The organism is Sphingomonas sp. LaA6.9, from assembly GCF_022601895.1.
In the GTDB taxonomy this organism is placed as follows: domain Bacteria; phylum Pseudomonadota; class Alphaproteobacteria; order Sphingomonadales; family Sphingomonadaceae; genus Sphingobium_A.
In genome coordinates this window covers 1-18,783 of sequence record NZ_JAKVIO010000062.1, presented here as the reverse complement: position 1 = coordinate 18,783, position 18,783 = coordinate 1, and the positions used below count along the sequence as shown (strand labels likewise).

Sequence of the window (18,783 nt, the reverse complement as noted above, 5' to 3'; positions counted from 1 at the left end):
GCGCAGCAGCGACTTGTTCTGGTGCTGGACGAGATAGGCGTCGATGTCCTCGGCAATGAGGGCGTCGGTCTGGTAAATGGGCTCGGTCATTGGAACCTCGTCATGCCGGTCAATGCCGGACGATCAGAAATACAGGGCTATTTTGTGAGACGCGCCCCGCGCGTCTCAAAAATATCCCTCCTGCTTCTTCTTCTCCATGCTGGCGTCGCCGCCATCCTTGTCGATGACGCGGCCCTGGCGTTCCGAGGTGGTGGTTAGCAGCATCTCCTGGATCACTTGCGGAAGCGTCGCAGCAGTGCTCTCGACCGCACCCGTCAGCGGATAGCAGCCCAGCGTGCGGAAGCGGATCGAGCGCATCACGGGCTCCTCGCCCTCCGCCAGCGGAAAGCGCTCGTCATCGACCATCAGCAGCAGCCCGTCGCGCTCCACCGTCGGGCGCGGTGCCGAGAAATAGAGTGGCACGATCGGAATGTCGTTCAGATGGATATATTGCCAGATGTCGAGCTCGGTCCAGTTGGAGATCGGGAAGATGCGGATGCTCTCGCCCTTGGCCTTGCGCGCATTGTAGAGATTCCAGAGCTCGGGCCGCTGGTTCTTGGGATCCCAGCCATGCGACGCCGTGCGGAAGGAAAAGATCCGCTCCTTGGCGCGGCTCTTCTCCTCGTCGCGGCGTGCGCCGCCAAAGGCCGCGTCGAAGCCATGAAGGTCGAGCGCCTGCTTCAGCCCCTCGGTCTTCCACATGTCGGTGTGCAGCGGACCATGGTCGAACGGGTTGATCCCACGCTCGATCGCCTCGGGATTTTGGTAGACCAGCAGCTCCATGCCGCTTTCCGCGGCCATGCGGTCGCGCAACCGGTACATGTCCTGGAACTTCCAGGTCGTGTCGACGTGCAGCAGCGGGAAGGGCGGCGGCGAGGGGTAGAAGGCCTTGCGCGCGAGATGCAGCATCACCGCCGAATCCTTGCCGACGCTGTAGAGCATCACGGGGCGTTCGGACTCCGCGACGACTTCGCGCATGATATGGATGCTCTCCGCCTCGAGACGCTCGAGATGGGTAAGTGTCTTGGAGCTCACGCTTTCACCTGTCATCGCCACCCAGAATTGAACGCCCTTGCATCGCGTACAAGCGCGGCATTGGGCTACCCCGAAATAGGGGGGCGGCGCAAAATGCGAAGCGAGGATTAGTTGCGAGCGCGAAAGTGGTGATTGCCGGGCCCGTCCGCCGATATGGCGTAACGGGAACGTGCGTCAGGGCAGCCTGGCCTTTGCGAAACCCGTCCAGCAATCGTCATAGTCGAGCTGGCATGTGGGCGACTGCATTGCCGCCACGCTGGGCAGGATCGGTAGCCGCGTTTCGAACATGAAGGCCATGGTGTTGTCGATCTTGTGCGGCTTCAGTTCCGCCCTGATCGCGCCCTCATAGCTCGGCTGATCGGGGCCGTGGCCCGACATGCAGTTGTGTAAAGAAGCGCCACCCGGCGCGAAGCCGCCGGCCTTGGCGTCATAGGCGCCGTGGATCAGCCCCATGAACTCGCTCATCACGTTGCGGTGGAACCAGGGTGGGCGGAATGTGTGCTCGGCGACCATCCAGCGCGGCGGGAAGATCACGAAGTCGCAATTGGCGGTGCCCGGCGTGTCGCTGGGCGAGGTCAGCACCGTGAAGATCGATGGATCGGGATGATCGTAGCTGACCGTGTTGATGGTGTTGAAGCGCGCCAGATCATATTTCACGGGCGCGAGATTGCCGTGCCACGCCACGACGTCGAGCGGCGAATGGTCGAAGGCCGTGGTCCAGAGGTTGCCGGCATAGCGCTGGATGACCTCGGTGGGCTCGTCCACATCCTCGAAGGCAGCAACGGGGGTCTGGAAATCGCGCGGATTGGCGAGGCCGTTGGCGCCGATCGGGCCGAGGTCGGGCAGGCGGAAGGGGCTCCCAAAATTCTCGCAGATATAGCCGCGCGCCTTGCCCTCGGGCAGCTCGACGCGGAAGCGCACGCCACGCGGGATCACCGCGATCTCGCCGGGGCTGGCCTCGATCACGCCCATCTCCGTGATAAGGTCGAGCGCGCCTTCCTGCGGAACGATCAGCATCTCGCCATCGGCGCTGTAGAAGCAGCGGCGCTCCATCGACGCGGTCGCGGTGTAGAGGTGGATGCCGACCCCCGTCTGCCCGAGTGGCGAGCCGTTGCCCGCCCAGCAGATCATGGCGTCGACGAAATCGACCGCCGTCTCTGGCCAGGGCTGCGGATCCCAGCGCAGCCGGTTGGGGCTGGCGGGCAGTGCGGGCTGTTCATCCGTGCGCGGCGCGGCATAAGGCGTATAGGGCGGGTGGTTGGCGGAGGGGCGGAGGCGATAGAGCCAGCTCCGCCGGTTCTCGCTGCGCGGCGCGGTGAAGGCGGTGCCCGAAAGCTGCTCGGCATAAAGACCGAAGGGCGTCTTCTGCGGCGAGTTCTGGCCTTGCGGAAGCGCGCCCGCGACAGCCTCGGTCGCGAAATGGTTGCCGAAGCCGGGCATATACCCGGCTTCGGCATTAACTGTGTTGCGCTGAACCTTTTGCAGCATTCTAGCGCTCCCTCTCCAATCTGATTTTCAGGCTTCGGCCTTGGCCGGCAGCACGCCGCGACGAATCTGGTCGAGTTCGATCGATTCGAACAGCGCCTTGAAATTGCCCTCGCCAAAGCCCTGATTGCCCTTGCGCTGGATGATCTCGAAGAAGATCGGGCCGACCATGTTCTCGGTGAAGATCTGGAGCAGCAGCCCTTCGCCCGTCTCGGGCGAGCCGTCGATCAGGATCTTGCGCTTGCGCATCTCGGCAACGTCATGTCCGTGGCCGGGCAGACGCTTGTCGATCAGGTCGAAATAGGTGTCGATCGTGTCCTGGAAGCGGATGCCGTTGGCGCGTAAGCGGTCGACCGTCTCGAAGATGTTGTCGGTTGCGAGCGCGAGGTGCTGGATGCCCTCGCCCTTGTAATCCTTGATGAATTCCTCGATCTGCGAATGCTCGTCCTGGCTCTCGTTCAGGGGAATGCGGATCTTGTCGTCGGGGGCGGTCATCGCCTTGGAGACAAGCGCGGTCTGTTTGCCCTCGATGTCGAAATAGCGGATCTCGCGGAAGTTGAAGATGCGCTCGTAATAATCGGCCCAATAGTTCATCCGCCCGCGCTTCAGATTGTGCGTCAGATGATCGAGCGTGTGGAGGCCGACCGAATTGTCGTTGGGCGTGGCGCCGGGGACGGGCTCGAAATCGGTGTCGTAGATCGTCTCGTCGCCATATTTGTCGACCAGATAGAGATTGGCGCCGCCGATCCCCTCGATCGCGGGAATGTCGAGCTCGCCGGGGCCGCGCTCGCCCGTCACCGCAACCGCACCGCGCTCGACCGCGAGCTTGAGCGCCTTGTCGGCGTCTGCCACGCGGAACGCCATCGCGTTGGCCGAGGGACCGTGCTGCTCGCGGAACTCGGCGACCTGGCCCGTCGGCTCCATGTTCAGCAGGAAGTTGATGTCGCCCTGCGCATAGCGGCGGACATTCTTGGTCCTGTGCGTCGCGACATGGGTGAAGCCCATCGCGGTCAGCAGACCCGCAAGCGCCTGCGGGTCGGGGCCGGTGAACTCGACGAACTCGAAGCCGTCGAGACCGAGCGGGTTGTCTTGGACGGCTTGCGTGGCGGCGGGGGCGGACGCGGTCATGGGGGCGACTCCGATGTCATGAAAGTTTCATTTGTAACTATATGGAGAATCCCTCTTCTGTCAATCGGCGGGGCGGCTAGAAGCGTTCAGATGCGCGAAGATGGAGAAGAACCGCCCGTGACGCTGAAGCTGGATCATTTCCTCCCCTATCGCCTGTCTGTCGCATCAAACGCGGTGAGCAGCCGCATCGCGAAGACCTATCGCAAGCGCTTCAATCTCAAGATCACCGAATGGCGGTTGATCGCGATTCTCGCTGAAACCGAGCGGATGACGCCGCAAGCGCTCACCAAGGCCACGCGGATGGACAAGATCAATGTGAGCAGGGCCGCCAAGGCGTTGATCGCGCGGGGGCTGGTGGCCGCGGCGCCCAATGGAGAGGATGGTAGGTCACATTTTCTGTCGCTGACCGAAGCAGGACGCAGTCTCTATGCCGAGATCGCTCCGGAGGCGCTGGCGATGGAAGCGTGGCTGGTCGCCGATTTCTCCAGTGACGAGCGCGCGCTTTTTCAGGCACTTCTTCGCCGCATCGAGAGCGCTGCAGGCTAGGCACTGGCGAAGTCTTGGGGCGACGGATCAAAAAGAGGGCCTTCGCCGGCGACATTGCAGAGTGCGAATATCCAGACCAGAGCTTAAGGCGGCTCTACATGCGGTAAGTGGACTCCCGTTCCGTGTCGCAGCCGGGGTCGTCCACCTCCCAAGATGCGCCACACGCGTTCGCAATGCGGGCGGGCATTTCGGTCAAGGGGAACTGACCGGCTTCAGCGGGTTTCAGGCCAGTATCGACGAAATAACCTATCCCGTTGTGCTGACCATTTTTGATCGCAACGAAGGCTACATCCTGACGCAAGCCACGGATGTGTTCGCCATTCCGGCTGTACACGAAGTCGGCATCGATGTCCGATGACCAAATGAGTTCGACAAAAAGGCTGTCGCCTCTGTTGTCGACTGAGAAAAGTGGAAGTCCGTTCAATGCGCACAGCGCTTCGAGCTGGTGCTGTGCCTTTCGAGCTTGTTCGGCATCCTTGCAAAATATAGCGAAATCGCGCGACATGCGCGGCTCAATACGCGCGAACGGGATTTTGTTCTTTGTCAGGAAGTTTGCGTGATCACGTAGGCGCCAATACAGAGTGAGCTTGTCGTGCGGATCCTGATGCAGTCCCGTCGCAATCATGATCCGGTAATTTGGAAAGGCTCTGCGAATGCGAGATACGATCTCGTCGTATAGCATATATACGTCCAGTACCGGATCCGCAGCGGCGTTTACGTACCAGTCGGGGTTCGACTGGTCACCGTCATAAACAGACGAATTAAAGAGATAGTGATGCTGGATATGCGCGCCGGCGTTCAGAAAGAGCGACGCGAAACCGGGCTGCGCAGACGCCACTTCCGTGTGAAAGACGTCGGCCAGTAATCTGTCGAGTAGCATCGCCTTGCGCCAATGTTGCCCCCGGGCCGCGCCAGTGGCATCAGCAATATAGCCGCCATAGCTTGCCGGTCTCGCATTGCTTGCCAAGCCGACCGCCAACTGCAGTAACGTTGCTGCAGACATCTTTCCATCAGCATTGCCATTTACCGCCGCTGCTACCGGCGGATACAACTTGGCAAGCCTGTCTCCGGTGATGGGGCTGGTGGTCCACGGGTCGGGCATGAAAAACGCAGCGGCCGTACAACGGTTGCTCGCATTCATGGGGCTTATTGCCCCGACTTTAATGCCTTGCTGCTCCAACACCTCCCAAATCTGGTGCAACGGCTGTCCTGCGATGTCGCCCAAGCGATATATGCCATGGTCCGCTAGTGACTTGCCCGTATGGGCAGTGACCCATTGAATCCATGGCTCAAGCTCTTCGTAGCGATTTTCTGAGGTCGTGGTGGAAAGGCCGTGCGCCTCAACCAGCCTCGCCAAGGTCTGCAGCTTGCCCGTTTTCGCATAGGCAAGAACCTGTTCGAAATTGATTTCGTTAAGCTCTAGGAAAAGAACGGCCATGTGAGTTCCTTAGCGACATTGTCCCGGCGAAGTCCATGTGCGTTTTTTTTTGGACGTATCAGCGCATCCGTAAATGCCGCTAGCAGCCCGACTGAGTAACGCTCAATTGGGGATCAGCACATCAACATATTGTCCCGCGATCTCACTCCAGCGATAACGCTGTCGCAAGCGCTCGCGCGCTTGGGGGGCGATCATGCCGGATTGTGGGCGGCGGATTAGCTCGGCCAACTCTTCGGGCGAACTGAAATAATCGCCCTCGTTGTCGAGCGTTGCGCGATTAAAAACGCAATCAAACGCAAGGATGCGGTCGGAGTGAAAGATCGCCTCGACCAGGGATGGATTCGTTCCTCCCACGCTATGTCCATGAACATAAACAGAGGATCCTGCGCGGATGCCTGCCAAAACAGCCTGATCGTACACAGAGGAGCGCAGTTCGCACGCGGGCGTGTCAGCATATTCCTTCAGAAGCGAGCGACCATATTCAGATGCGGTCCAATTGCCGATGAATACGATATGCCCCCCCGCTTGCCGAGCTCCCGCCAGGATCATTGCAGCATTATTCTCAGGCTCTATACGCCCGATCGCCAACAAGTAACCATTCGGATCTGGTTCCACCTCTCCGAACTGAGTGCCTTGGTCGCCACCATATGCGATCATGATCGGGGCAATATTGTGCAATTCGCTGACCATTGGCGCTAGAGCGTCGTTGTCGGCGATAACAGCGTCCGAGTATCGGCATGCCAGAGATTCGAGGCTCTTCAGCATCGCGCGCGCAACGCGACCAAATTTGTCTCGGCGCCATTCGAGCCCGTCTATGTTGGTTACGATCCTTAGGCGTCGTCGGAATAGTCGAACGAAGGGCAATAGCCATGCTGCCGACGTGCCCAAGACAAGTACATGGCTATGGCGCTGCACAAATACCGCATGGAAAAGCTGCAACGCGTCGTGGACTAAACTTTGTGGACCCTTGGCCGAGAACGGCAGCCATATGCGACGATGTCCGTTGAAATCCCCATGTCTTTCAGCGGGAGTAAAGGCCGATCGCTGGCCATAGAAGGTCAGTTCCACCTCGCGAGCGTCGATATTGTGCGCCAGCTGTTCGGCCAGCATCTCGAAACCGCCATATCGTGCCGGAATGCCCCAGGTGCCCACGACAGCCACGCGCGCATGTGCGCGCACAGAAGGGGTTTCAAGGAGCGGGGAAGGGGCGGGTGCTTCCGCTGTCGACGGCGCCAGGGTGCTGGCCGACATTATAGCACCGCCACGTCGTCACCATCGCGCCGCCCCGATTTGAAGGGCCACAGCAGGCCCTTAATCTGCACGATCGACATCAATCGATGCCCAAGAGTATGACCCTGCCTCGCCATAACCATGCCTAGCCGCAATGCAAGCGGTCCTCGCCCCGGAAGAATGAGGGGAGGATCGGCAATCCCCGCCTTCTCAAGGGCGCAACGACAATCTTCGATGAAGGCTGACGTCTGGATGCCAACAGATCGCGAAAGCTGAGCACCCCGCTTGATGTAGTACGCGAGCGAACGCTTTCGCCCTGCTCCAAGGATATTGGCCTCATGCTGCCGATAGAGTCCAAGACGGTCATTCAAATACACAATTTTTCCAGTATATGTGGCTAGCAGAACGAGAGCCCAGTCATGCATCACGTAATATTCTGGTCGCAGGCAAACCAATGCCAATTTGAGTAATGGTTTTGTCACCGCTACCGTGTGGCCGATTACAGGGTTCGCAATCAGTACGCGTTCGGGTGCTAAGTCTCGTGGTAAACGAAAGGACGTGCCTTCATAGTAGCTCTGCTGGATTGGTCTGAGCATTTCGTCGCATATCTGTACATCGTGAAAGACCAGCACACGATCGTCGCTTTGAGCCCGTGCGTTCGCCATGCAGTCGAGCATCCTGTTCGTCTTGTCGGGTAGCCAGATGTCGTCTTGGTCACTCAGAAATATGACGTCATCGCTTCCACATTCCGGCATGATCTGTGCGAACGCGTGGAAAAACGACAGGGTGACCCCGGGCGCATGGGCTACCATCCGCACGTCCAGCGTCGGCCAGCGCTGCGCCAGGCATTCCAGCAGGTCCCGAGTGCCATCCACCGATGCGAAGTCAAAGACGTGCACGACGTCAACAGGGCGGTTCTGACCCATGATCGACGCCAACTGCGCTTCCAGGAATTGCACGCCGTTATGCGTGCAAACAACGACTCGGATCATCATCCATCAACTCGGTAACAACAGAGTAGTACTGAACAAATTGCCCAGAAGGGCGATCCATCACGCCCTTGGTGGCACGACTTCCAATTCAGGCAGCGGGAACAGAAGCGTGAATTCGGACAGTTGGCGCGACCGGACGAAGAAATCCCGGAAATGCCAAGGGAGAACAAGAAGATAGTCAGGCTTTTGTTGCAGCAATTCATCCTGTGACACGATCGGAATCCAGGTACCCGGCGTCAGGCAGCCATATTTGTCGGGATTGACCTCACCAACTGCCGGTATGGTGTCTGGGCCAAGGTTGCAATATTGAAGAAGAACATTTCCTTTTGTCGAAGCGCCCAAGGCGGCCACAACCTTGCCGTCGCGCTTGGCAGTCTCGATAAAGGTCCTCAGTTCGGCGCGGAGCCGTTCCGTGCGGTGTTCAAATTCACGGTACACGTCCAGCGTCGGAATTCCGTTACGCTTCTCATCTTCGAGCAATTCAACGATCTTGGCGGGTAGGGCAGCGCCGGTCGCTTTGCCGACGGTGACCGAAAAACTTCCTCCATTCACGTCGTTGAATTCCACATCCCGGATCGCCAAGCCTGCGCGTTGCGCCATCCAGTGGATCTGCTCGAGAGCATAAAATTCAATATGCTCATGGCACACCGTGTCATACGAATTGCGTGCCAGCATGGTCGGCAGATAGCTCTGCTCAAACACCCAGATCCCGTTGTCCTCCAAGATGCCTTCGATTTCACGCATGAAAGCCAGCGGATCTTCCAGATCATAGAACATTGAAAAAGACGTCACGACGCGGGCCTTACGACCCGGCAAGCGGTTCCTGATCAGGCTGGCTGTAAAGAAATCAGGAATGATGCTGACGTGATCCGGGTAATATTTACGGAATTTCTCCGCCGTTGGGTCGACACCGACAAGTGTCAGCCCCGCGGGTTCATAGAAACCAAGAGTCGTGCCATCGTTGCTGCCGATGTCGATGACGAGGTCGCCGGGTTGCAGCAGATTCAGTTCGGTGACACGCGTCACCTTTCCCCGCAGATGTTCAACCATGCTCTGGTTGAGTCCGGAACGATAGCCGTAGTTCTCGCCATACATCTCGCCCAGATCATAGCTGCGATCGAGCTGGACCAAGCCGCATACATCCTCACCATAGCATTTGACCAGCACTAGTGGTCCTTCCGTCAGGACTGGATCAGGGTGGCGCGGGAAAGTACCTGTAAGCTTCTGGACGCCGAGGTCTAGTATTTTCACTAGGTTATCGTTTCCGCAAATCCGGCAGGCCTTAATCGGATCAGTCACTTAATAAATCCTTTGCTTGCAGATATGGACTGCATATCAAATAGATCTGCGTCCACCATTTCCTTGATCATTACTTCGAAGGTAATGCTTGGCGCCCAGCCAAGCTTTTCTTTGGCGCGCGTAGCGTCTCCAACGAGCTGAATACTGTCCGGAACGCGTTTCAGTGTGGCATCAGTGCGCACATGTCGGGTCCAGTCCAGACCGACATGATCGAACGCGATTTTGCACAGCTCGGCGACGGAATGCGTCTGACCCGTCGCCACAACGTAATCGTCGGCATGGGCAGCCTGCAGCATTCGCCACATGGCATCAACAACGTCCTGGGCATGACCCCAGTCACGCCGCGCCTCGAGATCGCCAAGTACGAGGTCAACCGCAGTCCCCATGTGGATGGCGGCGGCTGCGTGGGTGATCTTTCGGGTAACAAAATCAGTCGCCCGGCGTGGACTTTCATGGTTGAACAGAATGGCTGAGCAGGCGAAGGTGCCATGTCGCTGGCGTGATATTCCGATCAGATTGTGCGCAAATAGCTTTGCTGCACCGTAAGGACTTCGCGGCGCGAACGCGGTCGCCTCATTCTGAGGGCTGACGCCTGCAGCGCCGAACATCTCGCTGCTTGACGCCTGACAAAAGCGAATGGCCTTGGGGCTGTCCTGGACGGCATCCAGTATCCTGGCGACGGCGAGTCCGTTGACATCTCCTATCGCGACCGGCTGATCGTACATGCCAGACCCCGTCGAGAAGGCCGCGAAATTGTAAATTTCGTCGGGTTCGACCCGACTGATCAGCTCCGCGATCGCTTCGGTGCTGCGCAGGTCGACTTCGACCAGCTCAACGGCGTCCCAGCACTGTCCCATGAGGCGCTGTCGCAGGATCTGTGGGTTACGCGAAGTGCCGATGACGCGATAGCCCTTGCTCCGGAGCAGTTCCGCCATATAGGAACCATCCTGGCCAGAAACACCGAAGATGAGCGCTGTTCGGCCGTTCATGAGGGATGTCGCCTGAGCGACACCGCAGCCAGCCGGCGGCTGAGCGATATCGAAAATTTGCTGTTCCAGGCAAGCGCATAGCAAGCAGGCCGATAGCGCCCACGCATCATGAGGAGCAGCAGCATGGCAATCAGATTGGCAACGCGCCCGGGCGTCAGGGCGAATGCCAGCAAGGCGAGGCGCCAGATACCGACCGGCCGCCGGGCGAAGAACCTGCGATATTCAGCCAAGCCATAGGAACCGTTGGCGCGGAACCCCAGCATCTTTCGAGGGATCCGCCAAGGCTCGGCTGCGGTCACTCGCGCCTTGGCCTCCTCCGAAAAGCCCGGAAAAGACCAGATGAGCTCAGGCCACATAAACATCCAAATTTCAAAGTTCCTCGCGGTCCACATCGCGTTGCCAAAGCGGATCTGGATCAGCGGTTCGCCCAATAGCAAGACGTTGGAAATCGGACTTTGAAAGATGACTCCGACGTGAATAAAGAGCGATCCGTAATAACTGTGGCGATCGCGCTCCATCCAAAGCTGCCGGCGAATGATTGTTCCGCCGATGAACGAGAGGGGATCCCCGCTATCGGCAATCAATTGGTCCCTGTCCGCTGCCCCATAGCGCCGCAGGCCGGCGAAACCGAACCGTCGTGCCTGCAACGGTTGCGCGCAATGGACATCGAGCACCTCCGCATCGATCACCAGCAAGTCTGGATCTTCGGCCAGCAGTAGCTCGAGCACACGATCGACTGCGTTGGGTTTGAGCAGATCGTCATCCGTCATCAACCACACATAGCGCCCCTGTGCGTAGCCGACCGCCTTGTCATAATCGGCGTCAACACCGGAGTTTTCAGCTTCCCGATAATAACGGAGTTGTGGCCAGTCCCTTAGATAAGGCTGGACAACCTCAGCGGTGTTGTCGGGCGACGCGCCGTCGACGATGACAAGCTCGATGCCAGGGCGGAGCTGCGGCAAGATGGAGTCGAGCGTTTCAGCGATAAATGCGCCACGCCTGAATGTTGCCATGCAGATGGAAAGATGGGTCTCAGTCATCATTCCGCCCCCGAGCGGCGCGGATTACTCTTGCAAAAGCGGGCCCCAGGACTGGAACAGAAACGAGCACCCCTGACAACCGTCGGCGTAGCATCAGACCACGCGCGCGGACCATCGATGACAAATAATCATGTTCGGGTCTCGGTCCGGAAATATCGATATCGTTCTGACCGGCGTACCAGTCGTTCACGCCTGTCCTCCTGAACCTGACATACCCGTTTTGAGCAAGAACGCGTCGAACGCCGTTCCCGAACAGGATTGAGTTGTCCTCGACGATTACAATTCTGGGTCGCCAGCGCGAAAGTGTGAACCCTTCCAGAACCGCGAGCTCGTGGCCTTCGACGTCGATTGAGACGAACGCGATCTCGCCGGCCGAGACGCCAGCTTCCTCGAGAATATCATCCAAAGGCGCCGTTCTGACATCGACTGCGCGCGCAGACAGGCCGAGGCGCTCGATGCTGGTTTCGGCGCCCGGCTCGATACTGGAAACCGCATGGGCCAACTCGTCGCCCTCTGCCAACATAAGCGTCGTCGTGCCTTTGGTACTCGAAGCAGCACCCTCGAACAGGAAGGCAGTCCGTTCGCGACGTAAACGCGCGCAAAGATCGGGATTGGGTTCGATCAACACGCATGACCAACCCGCGTTCTCGAAATGCAGACTTACGCTTCCCGTAACTCCGTCGTTTGCCCCAACATCGACACACGTGTGAGGCCCAGTTCCCTGGAATATATCTGCCAAAATCCGATCTTCGCCGAACTGGCCGTAAAATCTCTCTGTCACGAACGCTGTCACCTCCGCGTCATCCCGCTCGTCACCCGCTTCAACACCGCATGCCCTTCAGGCAGCATTAGCCCGCCAATTACCAGCGCTCCCATCGCGCATATGCTCCCGAAAAATAGTCGAGACACGTCGGAGCCGATCACCGGCATGACGAAGGCCGCTGCAAACCCGAAACCCGTAGAAATTACAAGAGGGGGGGCAACGCCGTGCAAAACCCAAGGCCACCCTTGGCCGGGCAAAACATATCTGTCGGTCAAATAAGTTCCCAATATAAAATAGAAAAAGTGCAGTATTACCCAGGCGATCGACGCCCCGATTGCCCCCATCCAGGACGACAGCACGAATACTGCCGGTATAAATATAACTGACAGTATAATATTAGTCAAAAGTGGGACAAATGTCATGCCGCATGCAATTTGCAAGGCGTAGGGAAAATACATGGCGCAATGGACTGCAGTGCCTAGCGAAAGAAATATTACAATAGTTGATGTTTGGTCGACTATATTTTCATCACTTATCCAAATGGACAGTATGGGTCTCGCGCATACGATAAGAATCATCGCTGCTGGAAAGATAATGGTCAAGAATCGACGAGTAGAATCGTGGTATTGTCGAGACAGATCTGCGGTTGATCCGGTTTCAAAGATTCCAGAAAGTTGCGGATACACAACGTTGAATGCTGGCGTCACCAGGCGGTAAAGAATGCTGGCGAGCGCAGTCGCAATCGTATAATGTCCGATCTGATCAAGGGTCGTGGTGCGCATTAGAACGACCTTGTCGATTTGCGAAAACAGGATGCCTGTCGCGGCGACCGCGGCCATTCCGGCTGAGAAGCGCCAGATTGACTTGACGACCACCCAGTCGAATCCAGTGCCAGACCATCCTCCAACGACGTGGCGAGCCGCCACACGCATTGCAATTGAATGGAACGCGCCGATAAGCGCATGCCAAAGGAAGAATGCCCGCAGTGAGGGTTCGACGAATGCCAGAACTGCGACGGCGCCGACGTTCGCGAGCGTTGTGCTGGCAATCGTCACGCCGCTCACGAGATCTACCCGCCGGGCGCCGTTCAGCACGCCAACATAAAGTGTCGCCGGCCACCTTGCGCCGATCGTCATGGCGCTCAATGCAAGCGATATCACCACCTGATCAAGGGGAAGACTCCCGGCATTGAGCCACTTGCTCGCGAGCCAGGGAGCAAGGCCGGCCAAACCAGCCGCCATAACGCCGCCGGACAAGAGGAATAGAAGCGACATCGAATTTATCAGCGCGCGCGCGTGCGGCATTGTGCCGCTGACCATGGAGCGCGCCACCTCGCGGCTGACGGTTGGAGAGAGGCCCAGGTCCAGCAATAGGAATATGCCTTGCAGCGTGAGGTACACGCCGATCATCCCATAGGCCTCGATCCCGAGGTAATGGATATACCACGGCACCGCGAGCAGCCCAATGAGGGCCGTCCAACCGGAACTCGCGACGCCGGCGAGGAAGTTGCGTCGGTTGGTCACTGGGTCCCCCCGAGCGATCAATCGTGCAGGCCATGTTGTCGAAGCAAATTTTCCCGTTCAGCAGCCTTGAGATCGGCGGCGACCATCTCGCGCACCAGATCGTCGAAGCTCGTTTTGGCTTCCCATCCAAGCTTTTGATGCGCGAGCGAGGAATCTCCCAGCAATGTTTCGACTTCTGTCGGACGGAAATAGCGCGGATCTACCGCGACCACCTGCCGCCCATCGGGCCCAAGTGCGACCTCATCCAGGCCGCTGCCTTGCCAGGTCAGCTCGATGTCGAGTTCGCGGAACGTGGCGTTGACGAACTGTCGGACGGTGTATTGTACGCCGCTCGCGATCACAAAGTCGCGGGGCTCTGTCTGTTGCAGCATCAGCCACTGCATTTCTACGTAATCGCGTGCATGTCCCCAGTCGCGCTTGGCGTCCAAGTTTCCAAGATACAGACAGTCTTGGAGTCCGAGCTTAATACGCGCTGCGGCGCGCGTGATCTTTCGTGTTACGAAATTTTCGCCACGCACGGGTGACTCGTGGTTGAACAGAATCCCGTTGCACGCAAACATGTCATAGGCTTCGCGATAGTTGACGACTGTCCAGTAGGCGAAGAGCTTCGCTACAGCATAAGGCGAGCGAGGATAAAACGGCGTCGTTTCGCGTTGCGGCACTTCCTGGACAAGTCCGTAAAGTTCGGACGTCGAGGCCTGATAAAAACGGGTACGGCGCGTCAAGCCAAGCGCCCGGATTGCTTCCAGCAGGCGCAGCGTTCCCAGCGCATTCACATCGGCCGTGTATTCCGGCTGCTCGAAAGAAACGGCGACATGACTTTGAGCTGCTAGATTGTAGATCTCGTCGGGCTCGATCTCCTGCAGCAAGCGAATTAGGTTGCCACCATCTGTGAGATCGCCATGGTGCAGAAAGAGCCGAACGTCCTGCTCATGCGGATCGCGGTACAAATGGTCAATCCGGCTGGTGTTAAAGCTCGATGAGCGCCGCTTGATGCCATGAACCGTGTAGCCCTTCGAGATTAGAAGCTCTGCGAGATAGGATCCATCTTGTCCAGTTATGCCGGTAATTAGAGCAGTCTTTTTATTTTGCATAATCTCTTAGCCTTATTCTCATTTGGGGCGAATTAAGGAGAAGCTCATCATTTCGTTTGGTCATGACGAAAATTAAGTTCATCGAATTTCGGCAGTATTTGATTATATATTTGAATAAACCTCGCATTTTACAGGCGCGAATGCCCGGGTGCAAGCTCATCTGCATGACCAGGTATCACCTTACGAGCCTGCGGCGATCAGCTTGACCTTATCCGCTCGCATTCGTTAGCGTATCTGCTGTTGTGCCTCTCCATTGCGGACTTGGTCAGGATCATTGTCATCCCTGAACAATAGTTGGCAGGTCAGATACCAGGAGGGGAGGAACAGCCACGGATTGTTGAATCCAATCAACGCATAGGCTGCAAAACGAACAAATCCCATCAAACGCTGTTCTGCCGCCGACAAGAACAGCGCCAGAGTGGACACCAGTATGGCGATCAAAGCGATCGGGCCCACTTGCAGCACCAGGAGCGGCAATTGCATCTCGATCTGATAAGGTTGTGCACGGTCTGAAGCGAGTTGAGGGATAAAGAAACCCCATCCGAAACCTGACCAACTGCCCCCTAATAGGCCAATAATGACATCAAGCTGCCATTGTTTGACGAGCAAGCTCAGTTCTATATCTGGACGAATAACAAAGAGATATTTGTAAAGCAGAACTGCCGCAAATACTGCAAAGATTGCAGCGCCTACTTTAACGTGGGGGCTGCTTCTCAAAAAATACGGCCAGGCGAGGTTGAGTCCAAGCAACGCTATAACTACCACGCTCTTGGCAACGAAAAGAACAAACGCGATTACCAAGGTAAGCGCTGCAATCTTAACGGCGCGATTTCGAAAAGATGATAGAAGAATTACCGCCGCCATGCTCGCGGATTCAAAGTACACTCGCTGGGTAGTGCCAACAGAATCTTCAATCTTATTTAGGCCGCGCAGCCCATAGAGGTCAATATTTGTATATAGCAGGTAAAATCCCATTGCCGCGTTGAACACCGTAAAGTAGGTCAGTACGCGGCGCAATAGTATTGGATCGTATCGAATAGCATGATTGATCAGTGGCATCGACCAGGCGAAAAAGAGAAATCCTAATAGATGGACCTGATCATAAGAGTTTGCGTACTGGGTCACATAAACCAGCAGGCTGACAACTGAGACAAAGAGCGCTGTCATTAAGTCGCGCCGATATGCGGCGTCGCCAGCTCCCACAAGGACTAGGCCGGGCAGTACGAAGGCTTTTTGTGAAACGTAGAGAAGCAGAAGCCAAACGTTTGTCAGTACCGGAAACGCCAAGATGCGAATGGAGCTCCACATCGAGGCCGGGGTCTTTTGCGGCGACGCGTAGGTCGCTAGGGGGGCGGGGGCATTCATTCCTGTGATCCAATCGTTAGACGCGCATCGCACTGTCGATTGTAGAAATCCGTGCGGTATTGCAGTCGTCTCTCATAAATATCGCGCCAGCTATCGGGCGCCAAAGCCGCCGAGCATCGTCGGAATGGTGCGCAAGGCAATCACTATGTCGAGCCAGGCCGAAAAGTATTTGACATAATAAAAGTCATAGGCAAGCTTAGTTGTGATTGCATCAATGTCAGTCACATGCCCCTGATGGACTTGCGCCCATCCGCTGATACCAGGGCGGACGATATGTCGGTAGCTATAGAACGAAATCTCATTCTGGTACCATTTTGACAGCGGAACAGCTTCGGGACGTGGGCCGATCCAGCTCATCTCGCCACGTACAATATTCAAGATTTGCGGTAACTCGTCGAGCCGGGTGCGCCTGAGGAAGCGGCCAATCCGAGTGACGCGATCATCGTCGTGACGGGTCATGGCGTCCTCGCGCGCCGAGTTTTCGTCGAGCGCAGTTTCGCGCGAACGCATCGTTCGAAACTTGTACATCTCGAACACTTGGCCGCGGTAGCCGATACGCTGCTGGCGAAAGATTACGGAGCCTGCGGAGTCCAGTTTAATGAGAATAGAGATCAGCGCCATCGGAAGCAGCAATAGCGGTGACAAAGCAAGGCATGCGGCTAGGTCTGCCAAGCGTTTGATCTTGCGATAGGCAAGATTGGGTAGCAACGATCCGAAGCTATTTTCGGAGAGGTGCTCGATCCGCACCTGACCAGTCAGCGATTCGCTCAACAGCTTGGAATGATAGACAGTGCGGCCGCTGACCGCAGCGTCAGCAAGCATTCGTTCCCAATCGCCGTCATGATTGTGCCGAAAATCGGCGACGAGTATGGCCCGCGGGTCGGCTGGAACGATGGGCCTTACCATCATCACCCATTCGGCGGCTTTAATGTCACTAAGCGACCTAACGTCCCCGCCCGGCACGACGTGAAAAAGTAACTTAACCAGCCGTTCGGTCAGATAAACCAATGCAAATGCCGACAATACCGCCAGCGCGAAGCTGGTCGACAGTACGATACGGCTATAGGCAAGTCGCATCCCGAAAATGAGAACGAGCGCCAAGCCGTAGGTCGCGGCCATGGAAGGAAGGATAAACGCGTAGGAACGCGTTCCCGGGAAATCTTTGACGCGTCGCAGCGATATCAGCCCCGCCATCGACGCAAACGCTGCCGCGGTGGCGCTATTGAGAATGGCGCGATTCGATTCGACCGTGATGAAGCCAAAATAGACATAGAGGGCGGGCATGGCGACCGCGACAGCCCACATCACTATTAGCTGGAAGCGAAAGCGGCTGAGGATCGCGAAATTGTAGGCGGGTCTCGCGACAATTTGCTTTGTCAAGAGCATGGTCAAGCCTCGTGGGGAGCGGCCAAGGCGCCCATTGCTTCTGAGTCATATGCATTCATACGCGGTACACCAACCTCAAGATGACCCAATACTGACACGCACGCGGGCAGCCGCCTACCGTAAAGCAGGCTGATTGTCGACGGAACAACCCGATCTGCCGTTGCGGCGATCTTTCGTTCGCAGTCGCCTCGCTAGCGTTGTGCCCGCCGCGCCGTGCGGCTGCCCAGCAGCTTCTGCTTCGAAGCGACCAGTGGGCCGAGAAAAGTTGCAAGCATACGTTTCAGCCGGTTCTGCGGCATCCATGTGGTGGTGGCATATTGCACATCGCGCGTGCCATCGTCGATCGTATAGGCATATGCTGCGATCGATGTCCTGAAACGGCCATCGGGAAAACGGATCGGCTTGTAGCCATGCAGTGTATGCGGCTTGGTCAACATGATGACGGCTCGGTTTTCAAGTGGGGCGATTGTCGCCTTTTCATTGGTTTCCAAGTGTTGCAGGTCAAGGCAGCCGCCCCAGGTGGGTTCGTAATCTGGATTCAGGTAGAGCAAGATATTGAGCTCTCGAATCCAGTCATTGTTGGAAGGGTGCCTTGTGAAATCTGCATGCATTTCTAAGAACGAACCCTTGCCACCCTGGTGAAGGCCTCCACCAGTAAAGCTAGGATCGACGAAGAGTTTCAAGTCGGCGATATAAGACAGTATTTTCTGAAAGCGCTCTGACAAAAGCTCCTCGCGAAGCTGTCGCGTTATCGTGCTGATTTCTTCTATTCTTGGATTTTCCACTTTATTTTTTGCAAAGATGAAGTCAGCAGATCGAGACTGCGTGGATGCGTTTCGCTCGAAACCCTGATCGCGTAGTAATCTGATCCCATCATCGGTCAGGAAGTTGTCGATCACGAGGTGATCGAATGGGCTTGCCGTGCGGTATGTATTGCGCAAGTCCGGCAGATTATCTTCCAGCCTTTCGAAGTCTATGAGAGTGGTCATGCATTACATCCATTTTGCACTGGTGCGCACCTTCGCGAAGGCTCGACATTATCAGGATTTCACTTGGCGGCAAGGTGGAGTGACCGGCCGTCTAGCTTGCCAGTAAGCAAGGCGGCATGGCTACGCAACCATATTGCCCCGATCGGAACGGCTGCGCCGCTGGATTGCAGATTTGAGTTGGAGCGCGCTCTCTCCGTCTCATCTCTGCGCTCCAGTGCTGCTTGTGGCGCCGTCATCGGCAACGCGATCGCTGCTTAATCCAATACAGTAGCGCTTTGTTGGTTGCGGCGAGTTCAAGGCTGGCGCTGTGGTTGTGGCGCCACGCGCGAACACGGCCGTTTCGAGGCAGGCGATAAAAAACGGGGTGGGGTGGCAGTGATGGTTTCCTTTTGAAGGAAAGGCGTTAAACGCGGAGCGGATATGGCTATGCAACCTCGCCCCG

General features: G+C 57.1%; 17 protein-coding genes. 1 reads left to right on the top strand and 16 read right to left on the bottom strand.

Annotation, left to right across the window (positions count from 1 at the left end):
- Positions 1–165: 165 nt before the first annotated feature.
- The 3 genes from cysD to hppD form a co-directional block, all read right to left on the bottom strand.
- Positions 166–1,089 (bottom strand): sulfate adenylyltransferase subunit CysD, encoded by a 924-nt coding sequence (cysD, locus tag MKI88_RS20040; RefSeq protein WP_241633325.1) that lies wholly within the window; start codon positions 1,087–1,089, stop codon positions 166–168.
- 159 nt (positions 1,090–1,248) lie between these two features.
- The gene (gene hmgA / locus MKI88_RS20035; RefSeq protein ID WP_241633323.1) at positions 1,249–2,562 is read right to left on the bottom strand and encodes a homogentisate 1,2-dioxygenase; all 1,314 of its coding nucleotides are present in this window, start codon (positions 2,560–2,562) and stop codon (positions 1,249–1,251) included.
- A gap of 27 nt (positions 2,563–2,589) precedes the next feature.
- Complete coding sequence (hppD, locus tag MKI88_RS20030) at positions 2,590–3,687, bottom strand: 4-hydroxyphenylpyruvate dioxygenase (RefSeq protein WP_241633322.1); 1,098 nt, start codon at positions 3,685–3,687, stop codon at positions 2,590–2,592.
- A gap of 90 nt (positions 3,688–3,777) precedes the next feature.
- Between hppD and MKI88_RS20025 the strand changes: the two genes are divergently transcribed.
- Positions 3,778–4,233: a MarR family winged helix-turn-helix transcriptional regulator gene (locus MKI88_RS20025; RefSeq protein ID WP_241633321.1), complete on the top strand. Its 456-nt coding sequence runs from the start codon at positions 3,778–3,780 to the stop codon at positions 4,231–4,233.
- Between the two features lie 94 nt (positions 4,234–4,327).
- On the opposite strand, the gene MKI88_RS20020 is transcribed toward MKI88_RS20025, so the two are convergent.
- From MKI88_RS20020 to MKI88_RS19960, 13 genes are all read right to left on the bottom strand, one after another.
- Positions 4,328–5,671, bottom strand: coding sequence for a hypothetical protein (locus MKI88_RS20020; protein WP_241633320.1), 1,344 nt, complete (start codon positions 5,669–5,671; stop codon positions 4,328–4,330).
- A 102-nt stretch (positions 5,672–5,773) separates the two neighbouring features.
- Positions 5,774–6,922, bottom strand: a complete 1,149-nt coding sequence (locus tag MKI88_RS20015; protein ID WP_241633319.1) for a DUF1972 domain-containing protein — start codon at positions 6,920–6,922, stop codon at positions 5,774–5,776.
- Positions 6,922–7,896, bottom strand: coding sequence for a glycosyltransferase (locus MKI88_RS20010; protein WP_241633318.1), 975 nt, complete (start codon positions 7,894–7,896; stop codon positions 6,922–6,924). The genes MKI88_RS20015 and MKI88_RS20010 overlap by 1 nt, the downstream gene beginning before the upstream one ends.
- Before the next feature lie 57 nt (positions 7,897–7,953).
- Positions 7,954–9,192, bottom strand: a complete 1,239-nt coding sequence (locus tag MKI88_RS20005) for a class I SAM-dependent methyltransferase (protein ID WP_241633317.1) — start codon at positions 9,190–9,192, stop codon at positions 7,954–7,956.
- Positions 9,189–10,181: a GDP-mannose 4,6-dehydratase gene (locus MKI88_RS20000; RefSeq protein WP_281063769.1), complete on the bottom strand. Its 993-nt coding sequence runs from the start codon at positions 10,179–10,181 to the stop codon at positions 9,189–9,191. The genes MKI88_RS20005 and MKI88_RS20000 overlap by 4 nt, the downstream gene beginning before the upstream one ends.
- Entirely contained in the window at positions 10,178–11,224 is a 1,047-nt protein-coding gene (locus MKI88_RS19995) for a glycosyltransferase family 2 protein (RefSeq protein WP_241633315.1), read from the bottom strand. The genes MKI88_RS20000 and MKI88_RS19995 overlap by 4 nt, the downstream gene beginning before the upstream one ends.
- Entirely contained in the window at positions 11,214–12,002 is a 789-nt protein-coding gene (locus MKI88_RS19990; protein ID WP_241633324.1) for an FkbM family methyltransferase, read from the bottom strand. The genes MKI88_RS19995 and MKI88_RS19990 overlap by 11 nt, the downstream gene beginning before the upstream one ends.
- Before the next feature lie 8 nt (positions 12,003–12,010).
- Complete coding sequence (locus tag MKI88_RS19985; protein ID WP_241633314.1) at positions 12,011–13,507, bottom strand: lipopolysaccharide biosynthesis protein; 1,497 nt, start codon at positions 13,505–13,507, stop codon at positions 12,011–12,013.
- Between the two features lie 17 nt (positions 13,508–13,524).
- Positions 13,525–14,601, bottom strand: a complete 1,077-nt coding sequence (gene gmd, locus MKI88_RS19980; protein WP_241633313.1) for a GDP-mannose 4,6-dehydratase — start codon at positions 14,599–14,601, stop codon at positions 13,525–13,527.
- A 225-nt stretch (positions 14,602–14,826) separates the two neighbouring features.
- Positions 14,827–15,966: a hypothetical protein gene (locus tag MKI88_RS19975; RefSeq protein ID WP_241633312.1), complete on the bottom strand. Its 1,140-nt coding sequence runs from the start codon at positions 15,964–15,966 to the stop codon at positions 14,827–14,829.
- 90 nt (positions 15,967–16,056) lie between these two features.
- The gene (locus MKI88_RS19970; RefSeq protein WP_241633311.1) at positions 16,057–17,352 is read right to left on the bottom strand and encodes a sugar transferase; all 1,296 of its coding nucleotides are present in this window, start codon (positions 17,350–17,352) and stop codon (positions 16,057–16,059) included.
- Between the two features lie 191 nt (positions 17,353–17,543).
- Positions 17,544–18,341: a 2OG-Fe(II) oxygenase gene (locus MKI88_RS19965; protein ID WP_241633310.1), complete on the bottom strand. Its 798-nt coding sequence runs from the start codon at positions 18,339–18,341 to the stop codon at positions 17,544–17,546.
- Positions 18,342–18,539: 198 nt separating this feature from the next.
- Positions 18,540–18,783, bottom strand: a 244-nt coding sequence (locus tag MKI88_RS19960; RefSeq protein ID WP_241633309.1) for a hypothetical protein, incomplete at its 5' end; no start/stop codon positions are given.